Annotated in this window: 24 protein-coding genes; 9 read left to right on the forward strand and 15 right to left on the reverse strand. The window is 68.7% G+C overall.

Annotation, left to right across the window (positions count from 1 at the left end):
* Window positions 1–8 precede the first annotated feature (8 nt).
* Both ABGI63_RS06365 and ABGI63_RS06370 read left to right on the forward strand, forming a co-directional pair.
* On the forward strand, window positions 9–1,094 hold the full coding sequence (locus ABGI63_RS06365; RefSeq protein ID WP_349741577.1) for an NAD(P)H-dependent flavin oxidoreductase: 1,086 nt from the start codon (window positions 9–11) through the stop codon (window positions 1,092–1,094).
* A 22-nt stretch (window positions 1,095–1,116) separates the two neighbouring features.
* Entirely contained in the window at window positions 1,117–2,406 is a 1,290-nt protein-coding gene (locus tag ABGI63_RS06370) for a glutamate-5-semialdehyde dehydrogenase (RefSeq protein ID WP_349741578.1), read from the forward strand.
* An 8-nt stretch (window positions 2,407–2,414) separates the two neighbouring features.
* Here ABGI63_RS06370 and ABGI63_RS06375 read toward each other — a convergent pair whose 3' ends face one another.
* The 10 genes from ABGI63_RS06375 to ABGI63_RS06420 form a co-directional block, all read right to left on the reverse strand.
* Window positions 2,415–3,392: an ABC transporter ATP-binding protein gene (locus tag ABGI63_RS06375; protein ID WP_349741579.1), complete on the reverse strand. Its 978-nt coding sequence runs from the start codon at window positions 3,390–3,392 to the stop codon at window positions 2,415–2,417.
* On the reverse strand, window positions 3,389–4,366 hold the full coding sequence (locus ABGI63_RS06380) for an ABC transporter ATP-binding protein (protein ID WP_349741580.1): 978 nt from the start codon (window positions 4,364–4,366) through the stop codon (window positions 3,389–3,391). The genes ABGI63_RS06375 and ABGI63_RS06380 overlap by 4 nt, the downstream gene beginning before the upstream one ends.
* Window positions 4,366–5,280, reverse strand: coding sequence for an ABC transporter permease (locus tag ABGI63_RS06385; protein WP_349741581.1), 915 nt, complete (start codon window positions 5,278–5,280; stop codon window positions 4,366–4,368). The genes ABGI63_RS06380 and ABGI63_RS06385 overlap by 1 nt, the downstream gene beginning before the upstream one ends.
* On the reverse strand, window positions 5,246–6,205 hold the full coding sequence (locus tag ABGI63_RS06390) for an ABC transporter permease (protein WP_349741582.1): 960 nt from the start codon (window positions 6,203–6,205) through the stop codon (window positions 5,246–5,248). Before ABGI63_RS06390 ends, ABGI63_RS06385 begins: the two co-directional genes overlap by 35 nt.
* An 8-nt stretch (window positions 6,206–6,213) precedes the next feature.
* Entirely contained in the window at window positions 6,214–8,004 is a 1,791-nt protein-coding gene (locus ABGI63_RS06395; RefSeq protein ID WP_349741583.1) for a peptide ABC transporter substrate-binding protein, read from the reverse strand.
* Between the two features lie 136 nt (window positions 8,005–8,140).
* The gene (locus ABGI63_RS06400) at window positions 8,141–8,455 is read right to left on the reverse strand and encodes a PspC domain-containing protein (protein WP_349741584.1); all 315 of its coding nucleotides are present in this window, start codon (window positions 8,453–8,455) and stop codon (window positions 8,141–8,143) included.
* A gap of 107 nt (window positions 8,456–8,562) precedes the next feature.
* The gene (locus ABGI63_RS06405) at window positions 8,563–9,009 is read right to left on the reverse strand and encodes a lactoylglutathione lyase (protein ID WP_349741585.1); all 447 of its coding nucleotides are present in this window, start codon (window positions 9,007–9,009) and stop codon (window positions 8,563–8,565) included.
* Between the two features lie 27 nt (window positions 9,010–9,036).
* On the reverse strand, window positions 9,037–10,164 hold the full coding sequence (locus ABGI63_RS06410; protein ID WP_349741586.1) for a GGDEF domain-containing protein: 1,128 nt from the start codon (window positions 10,162–10,164) through the stop codon (window positions 9,037–9,039).
* 78 nt (window positions 10,165–10,242) lie between these two features.
* A complete protein-coding gene (locus ABGI63_RS06415) occupies window positions 10,243–11,463 on the reverse strand; it encodes a CaiB/BaiF CoA transferase family protein (protein ID WP_349741587.1) in 1,221 nt (406 codons plus the stop codon).
* Complete coding sequence (locus ABGI63_RS06420) at window positions 11,463–12,374, reverse strand: hydroxymethylglutaryl-CoA lyase (protein ID WP_349741588.1); 912 nt, start codon at window positions 12,372–12,374, stop codon at window positions 11,463–11,465. The genes ABGI63_RS06415 and ABGI63_RS06420 overlap by 1 nt, the downstream gene beginning before the upstream one ends.
* A 66-nt stretch (window positions 12,375–12,440) precedes the next feature.
* Between ABGI63_RS06420 and ABGI63_RS06425 the strand changes: the two genes are divergently transcribed.
* Window positions 12,441–13,157 carry an IclR family transcriptional regulator gene (locus ABGI63_RS06425; protein WP_349741589.1) on the forward strand — a complete coding sequence of 239 codons (717 nt, stop codon included), beginning with the start codon at window positions 12,441–12,443 and terminating at the stop codon, window positions 13,155–13,157.
* Between the two features lie 10 nt (window positions 13,158–13,167).
* Here the strand turns inward: ABGI63_RS06425 and ABGI63_RS06430 are convergent, their stop codons facing one another.
* Window positions 13,168–13,599 (reverse strand): RidA family protein, encoded by a 432-nt coding sequence (locus ABGI63_RS06430; RefSeq protein WP_349741590.1) that lies wholly within the window; start codon window positions 13,597–13,599, stop codon window positions 13,168–13,170.
* A 170-nt stretch (window positions 13,600–13,769) separates the two neighbouring features.
* Here ABGI63_RS06430 and ABGI63_RS06435 point away from each other — a divergent pair, with 170 nt between their 5' ends.
* Window positions 13,770–14,462 (forward strand): hypothetical protein, encoded by a 693-nt coding sequence (locus tag ABGI63_RS06435; protein WP_349741591.1) that lies wholly within the window; start codon window positions 13,770–13,772, stop codon window positions 14,460–14,462.
* Between the two features lie 12 nt (window positions 14,463–14,474).
* On the opposite strand, the gene ABGI63_RS06440 is transcribed toward ABGI63_RS06435, so the two are convergent.
* Both ABGI63_RS06440 and ABGI63_RS06445 read right to left on the reverse strand, forming a co-directional pair.
* Complete coding sequence (locus ABGI63_RS06440; protein ID WP_349741592.1) at window positions 14,475–14,858, reverse strand: hypothetical protein; 384 nt, start codon at window positions 14,856–14,858, stop codon at window positions 14,475–14,477.
* A gap of 63 nt (window positions 14,859–14,921) precedes the next feature.
* Complete coding sequence (locus ABGI63_RS06445; RefSeq protein ID WP_349741593.1) at window positions 14,922–15,632, reverse strand: glutathione S-transferase N-terminal domain-containing protein; 711 nt, start codon at window positions 15,630–15,632, stop codon at window positions 14,922–14,924.
* 215 nt (window positions 15,633–15,847) lie between these two features.
* Between ABGI63_RS06445 and ABGI63_RS06450 the strand changes: the two genes are divergently transcribed.
* Window positions 15,848–16,453, forward strand: coding sequence for a tetratricopeptide repeat protein (locus ABGI63_RS06450; protein ID WP_349741594.1), 606 nt, complete (start codon window positions 15,848–15,850; stop codon window positions 16,451–16,453).
* Here ABGI63_RS06450 and ABGI63_RS06455 read toward each other — a convergent pair.
* Window positions 16,434–16,664 (reverse strand): DUF2789 domain-containing protein, encoded by a 231-nt coding sequence (locus ABGI63_RS06455; RefSeq protein WP_349741595.1) that lies wholly within the window; start codon window positions 16,662–16,664, stop codon window positions 16,434–16,436. The two genes, ABGI63_RS06450 and ABGI63_RS06455, sit on opposite strands and share 20 nt — an antisense overlap.
* 1 nt (window position 16,665) lies before the next feature.
* A complete protein-coding gene (locus ABGI63_RS06460) occupies window positions 16,666–17,763 on the reverse strand; it encodes a zinc-binding metallopeptidase family protein (protein WP_349741596.1) in 1,098 nt (365 codons plus the stop codon).
* Between the two features lie 141 nt (window positions 17,764–17,904).
* Here ABGI63_RS06460 and ABGI63_RS06465 point away from each other — a divergent pair, with 141 nt between their 5' ends.
* From ABGI63_RS06465 to ABGI63_RS06480, 4 genes are all read left to right on the forward strand, one after another.
* On the forward strand, window positions 17,905–18,903 hold the full coding sequence (locus ABGI63_RS06465) for a 2-dehydropantoate 2-reductase (protein ID WP_349741597.1): 999 nt from the start codon (window positions 17,905–17,907) through the stop codon (window positions 18,901–18,903).
* A 138-nt stretch (window positions 18,904–19,041) separates the two neighbouring features.
* Window positions 19,042–20,373 carry an ABC transporter substrate-binding protein gene (locus ABGI63_RS06470; protein ID WP_349741598.1) on the forward strand — a complete coding sequence of 444 codons (1,332 nt, stop codon included), beginning with the start codon at window positions 19,042–19,044 and terminating at the stop codon, window positions 20,371–20,373.
* Between the two features lie 74 nt (window positions 20,374–20,447).
* A complete protein-coding gene (locus tag ABGI63_RS06475) occupies window positions 20,448–22,193 on the forward strand; it encodes an ABC transporter permease (RefSeq protein ID WP_349741599.1) in 1,746 nt (581 codons plus the stop codon).
* Between the two features lie 11 nt (window positions 22,194–22,204).
* Window positions 22,205–23,290 (forward strand): ABC transporter ATP-binding protein, encoded by a 1,086-nt coding sequence (locus ABGI63_RS06480; RefSeq protein ID WP_171018355.1) that lies wholly within the window; start codon window positions 22,205–22,207, stop codon window positions 23,288–23,290.
* The last annotated feature ends 12 nt before the right edge of the window (window positions 23,291–23,302 follow it).

Genomic DNA, 23,302 nt, shown 5'->3' on the forward strand with positions numbered 1-23,302 from the left:
ATGCTGCGATGAACCACTGGCCCGATACCCGCATCCTCGATCTGTTCGGCATCGAGCTGCCCATCATCCAGGCGCCGATGGCCGGACCCACCTTGCACGAGATGGTGGTGGCCGTCTCGGAGGCCGGCGGCCTGGGCTCGCTGCCCTGCGCGCTGCTGAGCCCGACCCAGCAGCGCGAGCAGCTGGCGCTGATCAGGGCGCAGACCGGCAAGCCTATCAATCTGAACTTCTTCTGCCACCGCCCGCCTGCGCCGGATGCCGAGCGCGAAGCCGCCTGGCGGCAGCGGCTGCGCCCCTATTACCTGGAGCTGGGCCTGGACCCCGATGGCCCGGTGCCGGCGTCGAACCGCCAGCCCTTTGACGCGCTCAGCTGCGAGTTGATCGAAGCCTTCCGGCCCGAGGTCCTCAGCTTCCATTTCGGCCTGCCCGCGCCCGAGCTGCTGGCCCGGGTGCGCGCCAGCGGCGCCAAGATCATCGCCTCGGCAACCACGGTGGCCGAGGCGCGCTGGCTCGAAGCCCAGGGTGTGGACGCCATCATCGCCCAGGGCTTCGAGGCCGGCGGCCATCGCGGCCATTTCCTGGCCGACGAGATCGCCACCCAGGTCGGCACCTTCTCGCTGCTGCCCCAGGTGGTCGACGCGGTGCGGCTGCCGGTGATCGCGACCGGCGGCATTGCCGACCCGCGCGGCATCCATGCCGCCTTCGTGCTGGGCGCGGCCGCCGTGCAGATCGGCACCGCCTATCTGTTCACGCCCGAGGCCCATCTGGCGGCGCCGCACCGCGCCGCGCTGCGCAGCGAGCGCGCCGAGCAGACGGCGCTGACCAATCTCTTCACCGGCCGGCCGGCGCGCGGCATCGTCAACCGCGTGATGCGCGAAGTCGGCCCGATCTCGGCCCTGGCCCCGGCCTTCCCGACCGCCGGCGGCGCGCTGGCGCCGCTGCGCGCGGCCAGCGAGCCCAGAGGGGATGAAGGTTCGGGCGACTTCATGTCGCTGTGGTCGGGGCAGTCGGCGCGGCTGGCGCGCGAGGGCCTGGGCGCGGGGGAGTTGACGCGCTGGCTGGCCGAGCAAGCGCTGTCGAGGATGGGGCGATGAGCCCATCGGCGAGAATCAAGGCATGAGTGACGACATCCAGACCCTGATGCAGACCCTGGGCCGCCAGGCCCGTGCCGCCGCCACCTCGATGGCCGCCGCGCCCACCGCCGCCAAGAACGCCGCGCTGCTGGCGCTGGCGCGCCGCCTCGGCGAGGCCGGCCCGGCGCTGCGCCAAGCCAATGAGGGCGATCTGGAGGCGGCGATCAAGGCCGGGCTGGACGCGCCTATGGTCGACCGGCTGAGGCTGACGGACAAGGTCATCGCCACGGTGGCCGAGGGCTGCGCACAGATCGCCGCGATGCCCGATCCGATCGGCGAGATCAGCGGCGTCAAGCGCCGCCCGAGCGGCATCAGCGTCGGCCAGATGCGCGTGCCGCTGGGCGTGTTCGGCATGATTTACGAGAGCCGGCCCAATGTGACCATCGAGGCCGCGTCGCTGGCGATCAAGAGCGGCAATGCCTGCATCCTGCGCGGTGGCTCCGAGGCCCTGCATTCGAATCTGGCGCTGGCGCAGATCGTCGGCGACGCGCTGGCCGAAGCCGGCCTGCCGCGCGAGGCCGTGCAACTGGTCGGCACCACCGACCGCGCCGCGGTTGGCGCGCTGATCACGATGCCCGAGTTCGTCGACGTCATCATCCCGCGCGGCGGCAAGGGCCTGATCGAGCGCATCAGCCGCGAAGCCAAGGTGCCGGTGATCAAGCATCTGGACGGCAACTGCCACAGCTATGTCGACGCCGAGGTCGAGCTGGGCCTGGCGCTGCGCGTGGTCGACAACGCCAAGACGCAGAAATACAGCCCCTGCAACGCGACCGAATCGCTGCTGGTGCATGCCGAGCAGGCGAGCGAGTTCCTGCCCCGCATCGGCGCGATCTTCGCGGCCAAGGGCGTCGAGATGCGCGGCTGCCCGCGCACGCTGGCCCTGCTGGGCCCGCTGCAAGGCGGCCTGGCCGGCGCCAAGCTGTCGGCCGCCACCGAGGCCGACTGGAGCGAGGAATACCTGGCGCCTGTCATCAGCATCAAGGTGGTCGACAGCCTGGACGAGGCGATTGCCCATATCAACCGCTACGGCTCGCACCACACCGACGCGATCCTGACGACCAACCATCCGAACGCGATGCGCTTTCTGCGCGAGGTCGATTCGGCCAGCGTGATGGTCAATGCCAGCACCCGTTTTGCCGACGGCTTCGAGTACGGCCTCGGTGCCGAGATCGGCATCTCGACCGACAAGTTCCACGCCCGCGGACCGGTCGGGTTGGAGGGGCTGACGTCGATGAAGTGGGTGGTGCTGGGGCAGGGCGAGGTCAGGGGCTGATTCGCAGCTCAGCCCCGCAGATGACAAGCCACCCAATGCCCGTCGCTGCTCTGCTTCAGCGGCGGTGACTCGCTGCCGCACAGCGGCATCTGCCTGATCGGGCAGCGGGTGTGGAAATGGCAGCCCGAGGGGGGCTTGATCGGGCTGGGCACATCGCCCTGCAGCATGATGCGTTTGCGCTTGACGCTGGGGTCGGGAATAGGAACCGCCGACAGCAGGGCCTCGGTATAGGGGTGCAGCGGCCGGCTGTAGAGCTCGCGGGCGCTGGCGATCTCGACGATGCGGCCCAGATACATCACCGCGACGCGGCTGCTGGTGTGCTCGACGACCGAGAGGTCATGGGCGATGAAGAGATAGGTCAGATTGAACTTGGCCTGCAGATCTTCGAGCAGATTGATGACCTGGGCCTGGATCGACACGTCCAGCGCCGAGACCGCCTCGTCGCAGACGATCAGCTTGGGGCTCACCGCCAGCGCGCGGGCGATGCCGATGCGCTGGCGCTGGCCGCCGGAGAACTCGTGCGGGTAGCGGCGCAGATGGTCGGCGGACAGGCCCACGGTCTCCAGCAGCTCGACGATGCGGCCCTCGTAGTCGGCCCGGTTCTTGGCCAGCTTGTGGATGGTCAGGGCCTCGCCGATGATGGCGCCCACCGTCATGCGCGGGTTCAGCGAGGCATAGGGATCCTGGAAGATGATCTGCATATCGCGCGCCAAGGCGCGCAGCTCGCTCTTGCCCAGCGCCGTGACCTCGCGGCTATCGAACCAGACCTGGCCCGAGCTCGGCTCGATCAGGCGCAGGATGCAGCGGCCGGTGGTCGACTTGCCGCAGCCCGACTCGCCGACCAGGCCCAAGGTCTCGCCGGCCATCAGCTCGAAGCTGACGCCGTCGACCGCATGCACGCGGGCCTGCTCGCGGCCCAGCAGCCCGCCCTTGATCGGGAAGTGCTTGACCAGGTTCTCGACCTTCAGCAGCGGTGTGGTGCTCATAGAATGCAGGCGACCTTGTGGCCGGGGGCGATCTCGCGCAGCGCCGGCGTGGCCTGGGTGCAGGCACCGCTGGCGTATTGGCAGCGCGGCGCGAAGCGGCAGCCCTCGGGCGGGTTGATCAGCTTGGGCACCGTGCCGGCAATCGCCTCTAGCCGAACCTTGTGCGTGGCGGCCAGGTCGATGCGCGGGATCGAACGGATCAGGCCCTGGGTGTAAGGGTGGCGCGGGTTGGCGAACAGCTGCTCGACCGTGGCCTCCTCGATCACCTTGCCGGCATACATCACCACGACGCGCTGCGCGACCTCGGCGACCACGCCCATCGCATGGGTGATCAAGAGGATGCTCATGCCCAGCCGCGCCTTCAGCTCGGCCAGCAGCTCCAGGATCTGGGCCTGTATCGTCACGTCCAGCGCGGTGGTCGGCTCGTCGGCGATCAAGAGCTGCGGATTGCAGCTCAAGGCCATCGCAATCATCACGCGCTGGCGCATGCCGCCGGAGAACTGGTGCGGATAGTCGCGCACGCGGCGCTCCGGCGTCGGGATATTGACCAGGCGCAGCATCTCGACCGCGCGGTCCATCGCGTCGCGCCGGTTCAGCCCTTCCTGCAGGCGCAGCACCTCGGCGATCTGCTGGCCCACCGTGTAGACCGGGTTCAGCGAGGTCATCGGCTCCTGGAACACGATGGCGATCTGCTTGGCGCGGATGCGCCGCATCTCGCTCTCGGGCAAGGTGACCAGGTCGCGGCCCTGCCAGAGGATCTGCCCGGCGACGATGCGGCCCGGCGGCATCGGCAAGAGCTTGAGCACACTCATCGCGGTGACCGATTTACCGCAGCCCGACTCGCCGACCACGCAGACCGTCTCGCCGCGCTGCACCGTCAGATCGACACCGTCGACCGCATGCAGCCAGCCGGCATCGGTGGCGAAATGGGTCTTCAGGCCGCGGATATCGAGCAGCGGGGCGTCGGGGCTCATCACATCACCTTGCGCGGATCGAGGGCGTCGCGCAGACCGTCGCCGATGAAGTTGATCGTCAGCGCGGCCAGAAAGATCGCCAGGCCGGGGAAGAGGGCCCAGTGCGGCGCGATGTCCAGATAGTCCTTGGCATCGAAGAGGATGCGGCCCCAGGTCGGGATGTCGGGCGGGAAGCCCAGGCCCAGAAAGGACAGCGTCGACTCGGCAATGATGGCGGCCGCCACATCGATGGTGCCGGCCACGATCACCGGGCCCAGCGCATTGGGCAGGATGTGGCGGGTGACCTGGCGCGGCGTGCTCGCGCCCAGGGCCCGCGCCGCCTCGACGAACTCCTTCTCGCGCAGCGAGAAGAACTGCGCCCGCACCAGCCGCGCCACCGGCATCCAGCGAAAACCGCCGATCACGACGACGATCAGGATGAAGACGCCGACCTCGGGGCCGAAGGTCTCCTTCAGCCCGTCGCGGAACAGATAGATGATCAGCAGCAGCAAGGGCAGCTGGGGCAGCGAGAGAAACAGATCGGTCAGCCACATCAGCGCCGCATCGACGCCGCCGCGCGAGATGCCGGCGATCGCGCCGATCAGCACACCGACGATCACCGCCATCAGCATCGCCGCCAGGCCCACGGCCAGCGAGATGCGGCCGCCGTAGAGCAGGCGGGCCAGCAGGTCCTGGCCCAGATCGTCGGTGCCCAGCGGGTGGGCCAGCGAGGGGCTCTTGAGCCGGGCCGTGAAGTCGATATCGTTGATCGCGACGGGCCAGAGCCAGGGCCCGACCAGCACGGCCGTCACCATCAGCAGCAGGATCACCAGGCTGAGCATGGCCATGCGGTGGCGCTTGAAGCGCCGCCAGGCCTCGCCCCAGGGCGAGACATGGGCGCTAGCGGTAGCTGATGCGGGGGTCGAGCCAGCCATAGAGCAGATCGGCCAGGAGGTTGAAGAAGATCACCAGGCAGGCGAACACAAAGGTCACCGCCATGATCACCGGCGTGTCATTGGCCAGGATGGCGCTGATCAAGAGCGAGCCGATGCCGGGGATGCGGAAGATCTGCTCGGTGACGATGGCGCCGCCGAACACCGCCGGCATCTGCAGCGCCACCAGGGTCACGACCGGGATCAGCGCATTGCGCAGCACATGCTTGATCACGACCCCGCCCTCGGAAAGGCCCTTGGAGCGGGCCGTGGTCACATAGTCGAGCTTGATCACGTCCAGCACCGCCGAGCGCACATAGCGGGTCCAGCTGGCGCCCTGGAACAGGCCCAGCACGACCACCGGCATCAGGGACTGCTTGAGGTGCTCCCTCCACCAGGCCCAGCCGCTGGCCTCGATATCGGCGCGGTAGACAAAGGGCAGCCAGTCGAGCTGGATCGAGAACAGCAGGATCAGGAGCAGGCCGGTGAAGAAGGTCGGCAGCGAGAAGCCGACGAAGGCCAGGGTGTTGGCGATCTGGTCGAACACCGAGTAGGGCCGGGTCGCGGCATAGACGCCCACCGGTATCGCGATCAGCAGCGCGAGGATCTGCGAGCTGCCGATGATGACCAGGGTGGTTGGCAGGCGCTGCAGTATCAGCTGGTCCACATCGATGCGGCTGACGAAGGAGAAGCCCCAGTCGCCCTGGAACATGGCGAACAGCCAGCGGAAATAGCGCTGCCAGACGGGGTCATCGAGGCCGAACTTGGCGCGCAGCATCTGGCGCACCTCGGCCGGCACATTCGGGTTGGTGGCCAGTTCCTCGAAGGGGTCGCCGGGCGCCAGCGCCAGCACGGTGAACAGCACGACGCTGATGCCCAGCAGGCTGGGCAGCGCGTAGAGCAGACGGCGCAGCAGGTACTGCAGCATCGCGCGGCTCAGGCCTCTTTGAACCAGTCTTTCAGATTCCAGAGATCGTTGTCCCAGCCGCTGGTCGGGGCGTAGAGCTTGCTGGCAACGGCCGAGACGCGGGGGCGGTAGGCCACCGGAATGACCACCGGATCGCTGCAGACCATGTCATTCATCGTCACGAACAGGGCCGCGCGCTTGACCGGGTCCAGCTCCTGCTCGGCGGCGCGGTAGGCGCGGTCGTAGTCGTCGCTGCGCCAGCGCGAGAGATTGCGGCCCTGCCATTTATTGTCCTTGGCCGACATTTCCCAGCTGACGAACTGGTTCATGAACAGCTCGGGATCGGGCTGGATCATCGTGGTGGTGAACATCTCCACATCGCAGAAGAACTTGGTATAGGTGTCCGGGTTGGCGGCATCGGACGAGAAGAACACCGAGGCCGTCACCGACTTCAGCTCCATGTCGATGCCGGCCTTCTGCGCGGCCTGCTTGACGATGGCCTGGGTCTTCTGGCGCGGCGCGTTGATTGAGGTCTGGAACACCAGCTTGAGCTTTTTGCCGCCCTTCTCGCGGATGCCGTCGCCGCCCTTCTTCCAGCCGGCCGCCTCCAGCAGCGCGCTGGCCTTGTCGATGCTGAACTCCCACTTCATGGTCTTGGAGCGGAAGCGCTCGGGGTTGTTCAGGAAATTGGCCGTGGCCACGCCGGTGCGGCCATAGATGAACTCCTGCACCGCCGCGCGGTCCACCAGCAGGCCCAGGGCCTTGCGCACCCCCGGGTCTGACAGGATGGGGTGGCGGCTCTTCGGGTGCGCGCGCTCGCCCTCGGTCTCGGTCCAGGGGTCGGCCATATTCAGCACGATGAACTCGAGATTGCCGCCGGGCGTGATCTGCACCCGGCCGCGCCCGCCGGCCTCCAGCCGCTTCAGGATCTCGTCCTCGACCTGCATATTCCAGGCGTAGTCGAACTCGCCGGTCTGCAGCACCGCGCGCGCCGCCGACACCGCATCGCCGCCGCCCTTCATCTCGATGCTGTCGAAATGCGGTCGGTGCTCGATGTGGTAGCCGGTGTTGATCGCGCCGCGCACCATATCGCCCGGCTTGAAATCGACGAATTTATAGGGCCCGGTGCCGACCGGCTTCAGATTGGCCGGTGCATCGCGCGACTTGGCGCCGATGAAATCGGCGAACAGATGCTTGGGGATCAGCATGCCGCGCACGCCGACAAAGGGGTCGGCCCAGAACGGTGTCGGCTTCTTGAACGTCAGCTTGACCGTGTGGCTGTCGATCTTCTCGGCCTTGCAGTCCTTGTAGGTGCCTATCGTGACGGCGGCCGTGTCCGGGTGGCTGGCGTATTCCCAGTTGAACACGCAGTCGTCGGCGGTGAAGGGCTTGCCGTCATGCCATTGCACGCCGCGCTTGAGCTTCCAGATCACCGACATGCCGTCCTTGGCCAGGCCGCCATTGGCCAGGCTGGGAATCTCGGCCGCCAGTATCGGCACCAGATTGCCGTCGGGGTCCCAGGCGGCCAGCGGCTCGTAGAAGATGCGCGCGCCTTCCTGGTCCTTGGTGCCGGTGGCGAAGTGGGGGTTCAGCAGCGTCGCCCCCTGCCACCACAGCAGCTTCAGCGCGCCGCCGCCGCCGCGCTTGGTCGGCTTGTAGCCGGAGCTGGTCTGGGCCTGGGCGATGCCGGCATTGAGCAGCATCTGGCCCGCCATCGGCGCCGTCAGGCCCAGGGCCAGCATGCGTTGGATGAAAGACCGTCGGGCCAGTCGGCCCTCGCGCACATCCTCGATCAGACCGCGCAACGCTTGCTCTTGCATGGGTAACCTCCGTGGGACCGGAACGGAACTGCCTAGCTGAACTGCCGGGCCATGCTAGCAGCGCCGCGCGCAATGCTTATCGGGGTAGGCCCTGATGAAGCATCGCGGGCGTTGTTGCGCGCTGGTGCTCTCGTCCTCAGTCCTGTGGCACAAAGATCCACATCAGCAGATAGAACAGCACGCCGGTGCCGCCGCACAGGGCCAGCAGCGTGAAGCCCAGGCGCCAGACCCAGGAGGCCATGCCGGTGATGCGAGCCAGGCCGCCGCAGACCCCGCCGATCCAGCGGTCGTCGCGGCTGCGGCGCAGCGCGTTGATCGCGGCGGTTCCCGGCGTGCCGCTGCCGACATCGCCGGCCAGCACGCGCGCCTTGGCGCGGGCGAACTCCTCGTCGCTGAGCGCGCCGCGCTGATGCAGCTCGCCGAGTTTGTCGAGATCGTCGCTGATGGTCATGATCGTTCCTCCTGGTTTGCAATGCCTGCAGACTAAGGGCAGCTCGACCACGGCACCAGCGCGATCCGACAGACTGTGGCCCGCCGGGGACAGGCCGGCCGCCCGGCTTACCAGCTGCCGGTATTGGCCATCGAGGCCCAGGGCTCGGCCGGGGCCAGCGCCGGGCCGTCCTGCAGCAATTCGACCGAGATATTGTCGGGCGAGCGCACAAAAGCCATGCGGCCGTCGCGCGGCGGGCGCAGCACGGTGACGCCGTGGTCGGCCAGGCGCTGGCAGGCGGCGTAGATATCGGGCGTCGCAAAGGCCAGGTGGCCGAAGTTGCGGCCGCCGGTGTAGACCTCGCTCCGGCCCTCGGCATCGGGCCAGTTGTAGGTCAGCTCGACCTGCGGTTGATACTTGCCGGCTTCGTCGCCGGGGGCGGCCAGATAGACCAGCGTGAAACGGCCGGCCTCGTGTTCGCTGCGGCGCACCTCGATCATGCCCAGCGCATCGCGGTAGAACTTCAGCGAGGCGTCCAGATCGGTGACGCGCACCATGGTGTGCAGGTATTTCATATCAGGCGTTCTTTCCTTGGCGATTGCTCATTGGGCTATTGTCGTGCGCCGCCCGGCGCTGACGCGGTTGCGGCCGCCGTCCTTGGCGGCATACAGGGCCTCGTCGGCGCGCGCCAGCAGTGCGTCGGCGCTGGCCATGCCGGGCGCCAGCTCGGCACAGCCGATGCTGACCGTCACGGCGGCCGGCAGCTGCAGCTCGGCAATGGCCAGGCGCAGCCGCTCGGCCAACTGCTCCGCCTGCGCCAGCCCGGTGCCGGGCAGCAGCAGCGCGAACTCCTCGCCGCCGATGCGGGCCGCCAGATCGCTGTCGCGCAGGCTGGCGCGGCAGCACTGCGCCACCTCGCGCAGCACCGTGTCGCCGAGCTGGTGGCCGCCGCTGTCGTTGATGCGCTTGAAGTGGTCGACATCCAGCGCCAGCAAGGACAGCGGCCGGCCGCTGGTGCGGCTTTCGGCCAGCGTGCTCTCGGCGGCGCGGAAGAACTGGCGGCGGTTCGGCAGCGCGGTCAGCGCGTCGGTGCGGGCCAGCAGCTCGGTCTCGGCCAGCAGATGCTGGTTCACGGCCAGCAGCTGGTGCAGCTCGCTCTCGGTGCGGTAGAGCTGGCGATTGAGCCGCTGTATCACCCAGGCGGCCACGCCGCAGACGCCGGCCCATAGCAGATGGAAGAAGACCACGCGCTTGACGGTGGTCGCGTCCAGACCCAGGGCCGGCAGCAGCACGGCGGTGGCCAGCACGGTCAACCCGCCGCAGACCAGCACCAGGGCCAGGCTGGACTTGGCGATCAGCAGCCCCATCAGATAGAGCAGCGAGGTGGCCAGGATGAACTCGGGCCGGCCCAGCAGCTGGCCATCGATCAGGCAGGCGAAGCTGACGCCCACCAGGGTGTAAAGCGGGTAGGACAGCGCCATCGGCAGCCGCCAGCCGGGCTTGAAGCTCAGCGCGCTGAGCAGGGCCCAGAACAGCAGATAGCCCAGGCGCAGGCGCAGCACCTCGGCGGCGGCCGGCTCGATCAGCCAGTCGCCCAGCAGATAGAGCAAGGGGATCAGGCCGCCGATCGCATAGACGAAGCGCAGCACCGGCCAGGAACGCAGGGCCAGCCAGTCCTGGTAGGCGGGCACGATAGGGCTGTGGGAGGAGGGCGGGGGGCTGTGCTGCACGGAAGGGCCGCCAGGCGGCGGGTTGACGGGCCTGCGGCCCGAAACCCTGCGATTGTCCGCCTTCGGCGCTGCGCCCGCCTAGGCCAGCACGCCCTCGGCGATCAAGGCCGTGATGTCGGTCTCGCTATAGCCCAGCTCGGCCAGCAGGCGGCGGTTGTGCTGGCCCAGCGTCGGCGGCTGCTCGCGCAGGCCCAGGCGCCGGCCGTCCAGGCTCAGCGGCAGCAGCGGCACGCGGGTCTCGCGGCCGTCGGGCAGGGTCAGCGGCGCCAGCCCGCCGGTGGCCAGCAGATGCGGGTCGTCCATGAGCTGCTCGGGCCGGGTGATGGGCGCGAACGGCAGGCCCTGGGCCTCGAACACGGCGGCGATCTCGGCGGCCGGCCGGGGCGCCAGGCGCTCGCGCAGCGCCGGGATCAGCCAGTCGCGCGCGCGCACCCGGTCGTTATTGCTGGCCAGGCGCGCATCGGCGCGCAGCTCGGCCAGGCCGAAGGCCTCGCAGAACAGCGCCCACTGGGTGTCGCTGACCACGGCCAGGAAGATCTGCTCGCCATCCCTGACCGTGAACACGTCGTAGATGCCCCAGGCCGAGATGCGCTCGGGCATGGGCGCGGCGGGCTTGCCGGTGACCGCGAACTGCATCATGTGCTGGGCCACCAGAAAGACATTGTTCTCGAACAGGGCCGACTGCACGGGCTGGCCGCGCCCGGTGACATGGCGCTGCTGCAGCGCGGCCAGCACGCCGATCGCGCCGAACAGCCCGCCCATGATGTCGTTGACGCTGGAGCCGGCGCGCAGCGGATCGCCCGGCCGGCCGGTCATATAGGCCAGGCCGCCCATCATCTGCACCACCTCGTCCAGCGCGGTGCGGTGCTCGTAGGGGCCGGGCAGAAAGCCCTTGTGCGAGACATAGATCAGGCGCGGGTTCAGTGCCGTCAGCGCGTCGTGACCCAGGCCCAGCCGCTCCATGGCTCCGCTCTTGAAGTTCTCGCTGAACACATCGGCGCTGTGCAGCAGCTTCAGCACGATCTCCAGGCCCTTGGGGTGCTTGATGTCCAGCGCCAGGCTGAGCTTGTTGCGGTTGAACATCGGATAGAAACCGGCTCCCGAGCCCAGCAGCTTGCGGGTGTTGTCGCCGCCGAGCGGCTCGACCTTGATGACCTCGGCGCCCAGATCGCCCAGCACCATGCCGCAGGTCGGCCCCATCACCATATGGGTGAACTCGATCACTCGCAGACCTGCCAGTGGCAGGCCTGCGCTCTTGCCGGCCAGGGGCAGGTCTTGCTGCTTGTTCTCTTCTGTCATCACTGAAATCCTTTGGGAAGCCCGGCCTCGGCCAGCATGCCGTAGATCGCCTCGCCGGGCAGCCCCTCGCGCAGCGGCGTGCGGGCGGCCAGCAGCGTGTGGATGTCGATGCCGGTGTCCACGCCCATGGCCTCGAACATGAAGACCAGGTCCTCGGTGACCACATTGCCCGAGGCGCCCGGTGCATAGGGGCAGCCGCCCAGGCCGCCCAGCGAGGCATCGAAGGTCCTGACGCCGACATCAAAGGCCGCCAGGCAGTTGGCCAGGCCCAGGCCGCGCGTGTTGTGCAGATGGGCGGCGCCGGCACGCGGCCCCAGCTCGGCGCGCAGCCGCGTGAACAGCCGCCGCACCTGGGCCGGGTTGGCCATGCCGGCGGTGTCGGACAGGCCCACCTCGTCGGCCCCGGCCTCGGCGCAGGCGAGGGCCAGACGGATCACCGCGTCCTCATCGACCCGGCCGGCCAGCGTACAGCCGAAGGCGGTGGACAGCCCCACCTCGACCCCCATCTGCGGCGCGCGCTCCCGGCGCAGCGCGGCGACCGCGCGCAGCTCCTCGACCATGGCCTCGGGCGTCTTGCGCACATTGGCCAGCGAATGGGCCTCGCTGGCCGAGATCGGCAGGCTGATCTTGTGGGCACCGGCGGTGATGGCCGCCTCGGCGCCGCGAACATTCGGCACCAGGGCCAGCACGCGCAGGCCCGGCAGGGTCAGCGCATGGGCGACGACCTCGGCCACATCGGCCATCTGCGGCAGCAGCCGTGCCGGCACAAAGGAGCCGACCTCGATCTCGCGCAGCCCGGCCGCATGCAGCGCGTCCAGCCAGCGCCGCTTGGCGGCGGTAGGCATCACGCTGGCGATGCTCTGCAGGCCGTCGCGCGGGCCGACCTCGCTGATCAGGACGCTGCTTGACATGATGGGGTGGTTCTATAAGATGGAACTGTGTTCCGAAAAGTATCGCGTTTGTCGCGAGCCTCGTCAATGCCCAGGAAATCCGCCACCCCCTCGCTGGCCGAAACCCAGGCCGCGCCCGGCGGTGTCGGCGCGGTCGACAAGGCCTTGAGCCTGCTGAGCGCCTTCCGCGCCGGCGACCGTGCCCTCAGCCTGGCCGAGCTGGCCCAGCGCACCCGGCTCTACAAGAGCACGGCCTTGCGCCTGCTGGCCTCGCTGGAGCATGGCCGGCTGCTGCAGCGCCAGGCCGATGGCGCTTATGCGCTGGGGCCGGAGCTGGCCCGCCTGCAGTCGTTGCGCGCGGCCGGCTTCTCGCTGGAAGCCGAGGTGATGCCGGTGCTGCGCGCGCTGGTGGCGCGCACCCGCGAGAGCGCGGCCCTGCATGTGCGCCAGGGCGAGCAGCGCCTGTGCCTGTACCGGGTCGATTCGCCGCAGCCGCTGCGCGACCATCTGAGTGCCGGCGATCTGCTGCCGCTGGACCGGGGCGCGGGCGGGCGGGTGCTGCTGGCCTTCTCGGGCGCACGCGGCAAGCGCTACGAAGAGATCCGCCAGGCCGGTGTCGCCGAGATCAGCGGCGACCGCGTCGAGGGGCTGAGCGGTATCGCCGCCCCTGTGTTCGGCGCGCAGGCCGAGCTGGTCGGCGCCCTGACCCTGAGCCTGCCCAGCAGCCGGCTCAAGCCCGGCCTGGCCGAGGAGGTCAGGCGGGCGGCGGCCGAGCTGAGCCGGCGCCTGGGCGCGCCGGCTTGAGCGGGCGCGGTCAGCCGCTCCCGGCCGCCGTCAGCACCGCCGTGGCTTCGATCTCGACCAGCATGCCGTCCAGTGCCAGGCGCGGCACCGGGATCAGCGTGCAGGCCGGCGTCGGCGCTTCGCCCCACAGTGATTTCAGCGCCTGGCTGAGCTGCGCCAGCCTCGCCTCGTTGTGCTCGACCACCAGCACGGTCAGGCGTGCCACGTCCGGCAGGCCGGCGCCGCCGGCGCGCAGCGCGGTCTGCAGATTGGCCAGGCATTGCGCCAGCTGGCCCTCGAAGTCCTCGGGCAGGCCGGTGCTGGGGTGTTCGCCGCCCTGGCCGGACAGCAGCAGCCAGCGGGCCGGACCCTGAACGAGGGCCAGGTGGGAATAGCCATTGGGTGCCGGGTCGTAGAGGCCGGCGGGATTGTGGAAGCTCAGCAGGGCGGTCGAGGTGTGCATGGCCTGGGCTCGGATCGGTAGATCGTCGGGTTGATGAAACAGGCCGCCAGTCTCGAACCTCAACTCGGCTTGAGGTCAAGGCGAAGAGGACAAGAGCCCACGGAGCAAGGGCCTATTGCCTCCGGCCCGGCGGTGCCAGGTCTTGCCTGTGGCGCTTGCGATGTGCCGCCGTGACCCCATCTGGGAGACCTGCCCATCACTGTGCGACCGATAGGCCTGGCACGGCGCTTCAGGACTGGGGTGCCGACTACTTTGCCGCCACCGAGCCACTCCATCTGCCGGGCCGCGCCGAGGTGCTGGCCCGTTTCGCTGCCGTGCAGCGGCCGGTCGCCTGGCTGGTGTTGCTTCTGGAGTGCTTTGCCGCGCCGGTCTCGACCTGGCTGCGGGCTGCCCTGGCCCAGGGCGGCGCGCCGGCCGAGCGGGCCGTGGCCCTGGTGGACGAGGGCATGGACGGACTGCTGGGCTTCATGAGCCGGCAGGGCTTCGTCCACTTTGACACCCATCTCGACAATCTGCTGACCGATGGCCACGCGATCTACCTGAGCGACTTCGGCCTGGCTACCTGTCCGCAGTTCGCCTTGAGTGACGAGGAACGTGTCTTTGCGGCCGCGCATGCGGACTATGACGCCGCCCGCTTCGCGAGCAGCCTGGTCCAGGTGCTGGTGACGAGCCAGGGGCTGAACTGGCGTGACTACCTGGCCGCGCCGGAGCGTTTCGATGCCGAGGCCCTGCCGGTGTCGCTGCGGCGCGTCTACCGGCGCCATGCGCCGCCGGCTCTGGCGCTGTGCGAGTTCTCGCGCCGCCTGCAGCGCGACAGCAAGCTCAGCCCCTACCCGGCGATCGCGCTGCGCCGTCGTCCTTGAGCGGCCGCGCGATCAGCGCGCCGGCGCCGGCCGGGCCTGATTCAGCAGCAGGTTCAGCAAGGCGCCCAGCGCCAGCAAGGCCAGCAGGCCGCCGCCCCAGATCACCCAGGCCAGCGGCAGCAGCCAGCCCATGGCCGTGCCCAGCCAGGGTGCGGTGTGGGTGATGGCGGCCATCAGGCCCGTCAGAGCGCCGCGCATCATTTCGGCCCAGGCCGGGTCTACCCAGAACTCCAGCCAGGCGGGCAGCGGCCACTGGGCGATGGCGCGCTCCAGCTCGCCGGCGTCGCCGGCGCTCAGGCGCGTGGCCAGCCATTGCAGCAGCTCGATGCTGAGCCAGGCACAGCCGCTCCAGACGGCGGCAAGGAAGGCGATGAAGATCCAGAGTGCAGTTTTCATGGGACGCTACCTTAACCTGATTGGTCCCCGATTCGACAAGCCGGTGGGGCCGTCGGATCTGGCTCAGGCGCGCGCCGGTATCTTCAGTCCGCGCGCCACCGCCGGCCGCGCCAGAAAGGCCTGCAAGACCCGCTGCAGCTGCGGGAACTCGGCGAAGCCGACCAGCTCGCCGGCACCATAGAAGCCGACCAGGTTGTTGACCCAGGGGAGGATTGCGATATCGGCGATGGTGTACTCGCTGCCCATGATCCAGTCGCGGCCGGTCAGGCGCTGCTCCAGCACGGCCAGCAGGCGCTTGGACTCGGCCACATATCGCTCGCGCGGGCGCTTGTCCTCATAGTCCTTGCCGGCGAACTTGTGGAAGAAACCCAGCTGGCCGAACATCGGCCCGACGCCGCCCATCTGGAACATCAGCCACTGGAGGGTCTCGTAGCGCAGGGCCGGGTCTTGCGGCAAGAACTGACCCGTCTTCTCGGCCAGATAGATCAGGATCGCACCCGACTCGAACAAGGCCAGCGGCGCGCCGCCCGGGCCCTGCGGGTCCAGGATGGCCGGGATCTTGTTGTTCGGGTTCAGCGACAGGAACTCGGGCGTCAGCTGATCATTGCGATCGAAGCTGACCAGGTGGGCCTCGTAGGGCAGGCCCAGCTCCTCCAGCAGGATGGAGACCTTGACGCCGTTGGGCGTGGGCAGCGAGTAGAGCTGCAGGCGCTCGGGATGCTGCGCGGGCCAGCGGCGGGTGATGGGGAAGGCAGAGAGCGTGGTGGCGGTCATGAGGCGGCAGTCGGTCGGAAGTGATGGCGCATTCTCCGGTGAGACCCGGGGGGCTGCCTGAGCCTGTCGTGAAACCCCCAGCTTTGGATGGGGCGAATGGCGGGCAAGGGTTCGAATAGCAAGACCTGGCCCCGGCGCGCTACAAACAAGGGGCTGGATTTCCTCTTTCCGGCCCATGAGAATCCCGCAAGCCTGCTCCATCCGTGCTGCGAAAAATGAACGATGCCCCCGCCACCGACGAGACCTTCTTCCTGCGCTTTACCGCGCCCGATCCGGCCGCTCTGCACCGTGACATGGCGCATGCCGAGCGTCAACTGGCGCAGGCGCGGGCAGAGGCCGATCTGTTGCGGGCGCTGGATCATGCCGGCGATCTCGGCAGCCTGCTGACGACCGACCGGCAAGAGCAGGCGGCTCGCAGGCTGCTCGGCGAGTTCCTGCCCGCCGCGCGCCAGCACCCTGCGCATGAGCCCTCCGCCTGGCTGCTCCATGCGCTGGCCACGGCCTGCCAGTACTGTGGCGAGCGAGCCGAGGCGGATGCGCTGTTCGCCGAGGCGCTGGCGCAGGCCCGCCTGCATAGCTGGACCCGGCTGGAGCACTATGTGCTGCACCACTGGGGCCGCAGCCTCGCCGAACAGCGGCGTTTCGGCCCGGCCCGGGACTGCTTCCTGCAGTCGCTGGCGATCCGGGAAGCGCTCGGCGATCCGCGGCAGGCCTCGTCGCGTCAGGCGCTCGCTCGGCTCGCCGAGTGCGAGGCCGATCACATCACCGCCGGCCCTGCGGCTGCGGTGGCCAAGGGCCCGCTCAATGCAATGCCACGTTGAGCTGGTCGATGACCTCGGCCCAGTCGGCGTCCTGGCGCACCTGCTCGCGCAGCAGCGCCGCCTGTGCCGGGCTCCAGAATGGCGCGTCCGCCAGCCTCATATCGGCCGGCAGCGGCCGATGGCTGCCGATGAAGCGGCGGATGCCGGCCTCGTCCGAGGGCAGGCCCAGCTGGGCGAACAGATCCGAGAAGCGATGAAACGAGGTTTCCATATCAGGGCTCCGATTCGATGGTTTGCGAGAAGTTCATGGCCAGCTCGCCACGCCCGACCGCAGCCAGCAGCCGGTGGATGAAGTCGAGTTTCTCGATCACCGGCGTCGGCATGGCGAAAGGATAGCTGTCATGCGAGCCCAGGCTGCGGTCCATCGCGTTGATGAACTGCGAGATCGGCAGCCATTGCTCGATCAGCGCCGGCGCCAATACGGCCTCGCGCGACAGCGGCTGCGCGATCACCGGCGCGCCGCCGGGCAGCGCCTGCTCCAGCCGCAGGCCCCAGGCGGCTGCGCTCTCCAGTCCGTCCTGGATGTGCATGTAATGAGCCCAGCATTCGGCCCAGTCCTCCCAGGGGTGGGCGCTGGCATAGCGGCTGATGAAGCTTGAACGCCAGTCGGCCAGCGGTCCGCTGTAGTGCTGCTGCAAGGCCTGGCCATAGTCGGCGCGTTCGTCGCCAAACAGCGCGCGGAATTCGGCCAGCCAGCCGGAGCCGCTGACCAGCCGGTCCCAGTAGTAGTGACCGATCTCGTGGCGCAAGTGGCCCAGCAGGGTGCGGTAGGGTTCGTGCAGATGGGCGCGCATCTGCTCGCGGCGGGCGTCGTCGGCCTCGGCGATATTGAGCGTGATCACCCCGTTGTCATGGCCACTCAGCACCCGCTGCTGCGGCGTGACCTGTTCGAGGAAGTGGAAGGACAGGCCGTGCTCGGCGTCGTCGTCCTTGCTGGGCGTTGGCAGTTTCAGCGCGATCAGACTGTAGAACAGTCGCCGCTTGGCGCGCTCGATGCGCGCCCAATGGTCGCGGTTCTCGGGCTTGCCCAAGGCGGGGATCACATCGGTGCAGCGGCAGCTGAGGCACAGGGCCTGGGCCGAGTCGGCGGGCAGCATCCAGTTGCAGACGCCTTCGAGCCGGTAGTTGCTGCAAGGGCGCTGAGCCGTGGCACCCTCGGCGAGGCGCTGCCAGACGCCGTCGCTGCCGACCTCGAAGGCGCCGAAGCGCAATTCGGCCGGCACAAAGCCCAGCGCCGCGCCACAGGCGTCGCAGGCCAGGTTCTCGAAGAAGACGCGCTGGCCACAGCGCTCGCAGCTCAAGGTTCTCATTGCTGGGCAGCATAGGCCTCTTGCCCCGCCGCGACCAGCGGTGGCGGCCGCGGCCGCCCGTCGGCCGGCGCCTACAGCCGTGTGCGAGACTGGCCGCCTGCGCTCCGACCAGGGGCGCTCGACACAGCAACGGGAATGACGATGAGAGTGTGCATAGTGGGCGCCGGTGCCATCGGCGGCTGGTTCGCCGGCCATCTGGGCCACCGGCTGGGCGCCGAAGTCAAGCTCAGCGCATTGGCGCGCGGCGCCACGCTGGCGGCCTTGCGCGCGCAGCGGGGGCTGCGTGTCGAGTCCGGCGGCGAGCGCTGGACCGTGCCCCTAGCGGCCGGCGAGCGGCCCGAGGAGCTGGGCCCGCAGGACCTGATCGTGCTGGCCGTCAAGGGCCCGGCGCTGGCGGCGGTGGCCCCGGCCGTCAAGGCCTTGCTGGACATGAACGAGCAGGCCCGCGTGCTGGTGGCGATGAATGGCGTGCCCTGGTGGTTTTTCGATGGCCTGGGCGGTGCGCTGGATGGCCTGCGGCTGGAGTCGGTCGACCCCGGCGGCCGGGTGGCCGGCCTGATCCCGGCCGCGCGCGTGATCGGCAGCGTGGTCCATGCCAGCTGCACGACGCCCGAGCCCGGCCTGGTCCGCCATGTGATGGGCATGGGCCTGATACTCGGCGCGCCCGCAGGCGGCCGGCCCGAGCACATCGAGGCGCTGGCCGCGCTGCTGGGCCGCGCCGGCTTCAATGCCACGGTCTCCGAGCGCATCCAGCGCGATATCTGGTTCAAGCTCTGGGGCAATATGACCATGAACCCGATCTCGGCACTGACCGGCGCGACCTGCGACCGCATCCTCGACGACGAGCTGGTGCGCGGCTTCGTCACGAATGTGATGCGCGAGGCCGCCGACATCGGCGCGCGCATCGGCTGCGCTGTCGATCAGACGCCCGAGCAGCGCCATGAAGTGACACGCAAGCTGGGAGCCTTCAAGACCTCGATGCTGCAGGACGTCGAAGCCGGCCGGCCGCTGGAGCTCGATGCCCTGGTGGCTTCGGTGCGCGAGATCGCGCAGCAGCTCGGCCTGGCCACGCCGCATACCGATGCGATGCTGGGGCTGACGCGGCTGATGGCGCGCACGCGCGGGCTGCTGCCGGCCTGATCATGGGCTGATGGCCGGTCAGGGGTTAACCCGACCGGCCGTGCCGCTGATGGCTCGCATCAGAAACGATGATTGGCTGCCGCGCAGCCGGCCTCCTACATTGCGCTCTCACTGTCAGCAAAAGAACAGGAGACAAGCATGCAAGGCAAGAAGACTCTTCGCGCGGCCGCCCTGGCCCTCGTCCTGCTCGGCGCCGCTCAGCTGGCGGCGGCCGGCACGGTCACGGTGCTGACCTCCTTTCCCAAGGAGCTGACCACCGCCTACCAGAAGGCCTTCGAGGCCGCGAACCCCGGCATCAAGATCGAGATCCTGAACAAGAACACCACGGCCGCCATCGCCTATGTGCGCGAGCTGGCCGAGGGCCAGCGTCCCGACATCATGTGGGCCTCGGCGCCCGATGCCTTCGAGGTGCTGGCACGCAACAAGCTGCTGCTGCCGGCCCCCGAGGTCAAGAACCCGGCCGCGCCGGCCAAGATCGGCAACTACCCGCTCAACGACCCCGGCGGCCTCTACTACGGCCAGGCGCTGGCGGGCTACGGCATGATGTGGAACACCCGCTATATGGCGGCCAACAAGCTGCCGGCGCCCAAGGAGTGGGTCGACCTGACGCGGCCCGAGTACTTTGGCCATGTCGCGATCTCCAGCCCCTCGCGTTCGGGAACGACCCAGCTGACCGTGGAGACGATTCTGCAGGGCGAGGGCTGGGACAAGGGCTGGAGCCAGCTGCTGGCGATGATGGGCAATGCGGCCGCCGTCACCGACCGCAGCTTCGCGGTGCCGGACGGGGTCAACAACGGCCAGTACGGCATCGGCATCGTGATCGACTTCTTCGGCCTGGCCGGCAAGTACTCGGGCTTTCCGGTGGACTTCGTCTACCCGTCGATGACGGCGGTGGTGCCGGCCAATATCGCGCTGATCGCCGGCAGCAAGAACCCCGAGGAGGCCAAGAAGTTCATGCGCTTCAGCATGTCGACCGAGGGCCAGCAGCTGCTGTTCGACCCCAAGATCAGCCGCCTGCCCATCCTGCCCTACACGGCGCTGAAGGCACCGGCCGGCTATCCGGTGCCGCAGGCGGTGGCGGCGCGCGCCAAGGTGCAGTTCGACGCCGAGCTGTCGGAGAGCCGCTACCAGGTGGTCACCAGCCTGTTCGACCAGATGGTGACCTTCCGGCTCAAGGAGCTGCAGGCCGCCACCAAGGCCATCCATGCGGCCGACAAGGCGCTCAAGGCCCGGCCCAATGCCAAGGGGCTGGAGCTGGCGAGCCAGGCCCGCAACCTGGCCTATAGCTCCCTGGTCGGCGAGGCCAATGTGAAGAACGAGCAGTTCCTCGAGCTGTTCCGCAAGAACCGCCGCGAGGTGGCGGTGTCCAAGGAACTGACCGGCCTGGAGCAGCTCTGGGCCAGCAAGGCGCGCGATAACTATGCCCGTGCCACCAAGCTGGCCGAGGAAGCGCTGGCGCTGGCCAAGTAGTCGCTCGCCCCAAGCCCTGTCGTCCCTCGACGCTCCCTCGGCCCCGGCCCGGAGCGTCCTTTCGGAAACACACCATGTCTGCTGTCTACACGGAGCCCGGCGCCGCCGGGCCAGCCGCCGGCCGCGTGCGTCCCTGGCGCGCGCTGAGCGGCTTCGGCCCCTGGCTGGCCTTCGGCCTGATCCTGGCCTTTCTGCTGCTGTTCCTGCTGATCCCGGTCGGCCTGGTGATCTACACCGCCTTCATCAACGAGACCGGCGCGCTGACCTTCGGGCACTTCGCGAACTTCTTCGAACAGACGGTGTTCCGCGAATCCTTCTTCAACAGCCTGATCGTCGCGCTGGCCAGCGTGTTTTTCGCCAGCCTGATCGCGGTGCCGCTGGCCTATCTGACGGTGCGCTTCGAGTTCCGCGGCGCGCTGCTGATCCAGACCCTGGGCGTGCTGCCGCTGATCATGCCGCCCTTCGTCGGTGCGGTGGCGCTGCAGCTGATCTTCGGCCGCAACGGTTCGCTGAACCTGCTGCTCAACGAGTACTTCGGGTTCACGATCCCGATCATGGACGGGCTGGGGGGCGTGGTCTTCGTCGAGAGCATCCACTACTTCCCCTTCATCCTGCTGAACCTGGTCGCCGCGATGCGCAATATCGACGGCGCGATGGAGGAGTCGGCGCTGAACCTCGGCGCCAAGGGCTGGCGGCTGTTCCGCCGCATCATCTTCCCGCTGGCGATGCCGGGCTTCCTGGCCGGCGCGGCCCTGGTCTTCGTCAAGGTCTTCGACGACCTGGGCACGCCGCTGGTGATGGGCGTGACCAATATGCTGGCGCCCCAGGCCTATCTGCGCATCACCTCGGTGGGCATCGACGATCCGCTGGGCTATGTGATCAGCGTCATCATGATCGCCTTCTCGATCCTGGCGCTGTGGCTGGCTGCCCGCGTGATGAAGGGCAAGGACTATGCGACCCTGCAGAAGGGCGGCAGCGCGCTGCAGCGGCGCCGGCTGGGAATGTGGGAATCGCTGCTGGCCTACGGCTGGATCGTCCTGATCCTGCTGGTCACGCTGGCCCCGCATCTGGGCATTCTGCTGATGTCCTTCTCCAAGGTGTGGAGTTTCTCGGTGCTGCCGGACGCCTACACGCTGGAGCACTACGCCACCGTGTTCAGCGACTCCAGCCGCATGATTGGCAACACGCTGATGTATTGCTTCATGGCCGCCGGCCTGGACGTGCTGATCGGCACGGCCATCGCCTACCTGATCCTGCGCACCGAGCTGCCGGCCCGCCAATGGCTGGACTATCTGGCCTCGGCGGCGCTGGCGATCCCGGGCCTGGTGCTGGCGATCGGCTATCTGCGCCTGTTCAAGGGGGTCAACCTGCCCTTCACCGAGACCCCGCTGATCACCACCTGGGTGCTGATCATGCTGGCCTACGCGGTGCGTCGCCTGCCCTATGCGCTGCGCTCCTGCATGGCGGCGCTGCAGCAGGTCCATGTCTCGCTGGAGGAGGTGGCGCAGAGCCTGGGGGCCTCGCGGCTGTCGACGATTCGCCGCATCATGGTGCCGCTGATGATGGGCGGCATGCTGGCCGGCTTCGTCACCAGCTTCATCACCGCCGCGGTCGAGCTCTCGGCCACCATCCTGCTGTCCTCGGCCCAGAGCCAGGCGCCGATGAGTTACGGCATCTATCTCTATATGCAAAGCATCTCGGGCCGCGGTCCCGGCGCGGCGCTGGGTGTGCTGGCCGTCGTCGTCGTCGGCCTGGGCACCTATTTCTCGCACCGCGTCGTCGAGCGCTCGCGCGCCATCGCTCCCGTTCACAAGGCTTGATCACCATGCATCTGAACAAAGTCTCCCTCGAGGCCCGGCACATCAGCCTGAGCTATGGCAGCACCGAGGTGCTGCGTGACGTCAATCTGCGCATCGAGCCGGGCGAGTTCTTCGCGCTGCTGGGTCCTTCGGGCTCGGGCAAGTCGACGCTCCTGCGACTGATTGCCGGCTTCAACCAGCACCAGCGCGGCGAGCTGCTGGTGGACGGCCAGGACATCACCGGTACGCCGCCGCACCGGCGCAATATCGGCATGGTGTTCCAGAACTATGCGCTGTGGCCCCATATGACGGTGTGGGACAACGTCGCCTTCGGCCTGGTCGAGCGGCGCGAAAGCAAGGACGCGATCCGCCGCAAGGTCGGCGCGGTGCTGGAGCTGGTGGGCCTGCAGACCTATGCCCAGCGCCGGCCCGGCCAGCTCTCGGGCGGCCAGCAGCAGCGCGTCGCGCTGGCGCGCACCGTCGTGATCGAGCCCAAGCTGCTGCTGCTGGACGAGCCCCTGTCCAATCTCGACAAGCAGCTGCGCGTGCAGATGCGCGAGGAGCTGAAGAACCTGCAGCGCAAGCTGGGCCTGACCACGGTCTTCGTGACCCATGACCAGGAGGAGGCGATGACCACGGCCGACCGCATGGCGGTGCTGGACAAGGGCATCCTGCAGCAGGTCGGCGCGGCCACCGGGCTGTATGACTTCCCGGTCAACCGCTTCGTCGCCGGCTTTGTCGGCACCGCCAATCTGCTGGAGGGCCGGGTCACCGCGGTCAACGGCGAGACCCTGGTCTTCAATGTCGAGGGCATGGGCAGCCTGACCCTGCCGAGCCCGGCCGAGGCGCCGGCGCTGGGCGCGGCGGCGCTGGCCTTCCGGCCGCACCAGGTCAGCATCCGGGTGCGTGACGAGGCGGTCGATGCCTCGCGCGTCTGGCTCGATGGCCGGGTCGAGAGCGCCGAGTTCCTGGGTGAGTTCTCGCGCTACCGGGTGCGCGTCGGTGAGGTGGCCCTGGTCACCGATCAGGCCCACTACGCCGGTCTGGCGATGTTCGCGGCGGGCGCCCAGGTCCGGCTGGGCATCGAGCCCAGCCAGGTGCGTTTCCTCGACCGCTGACGGTCGCGCTAC

Origin of the sequence: Roseateles cavernae, assembly GCF_040187885.1 — a bacterium.
Taxonomy (GTDB): Bacteria; Pseudomonadota; Gammaproteobacteria; order Burkholderiales; family Burkholderiaceae_C; genus Roseateles_E; species Roseateles_E cavernae.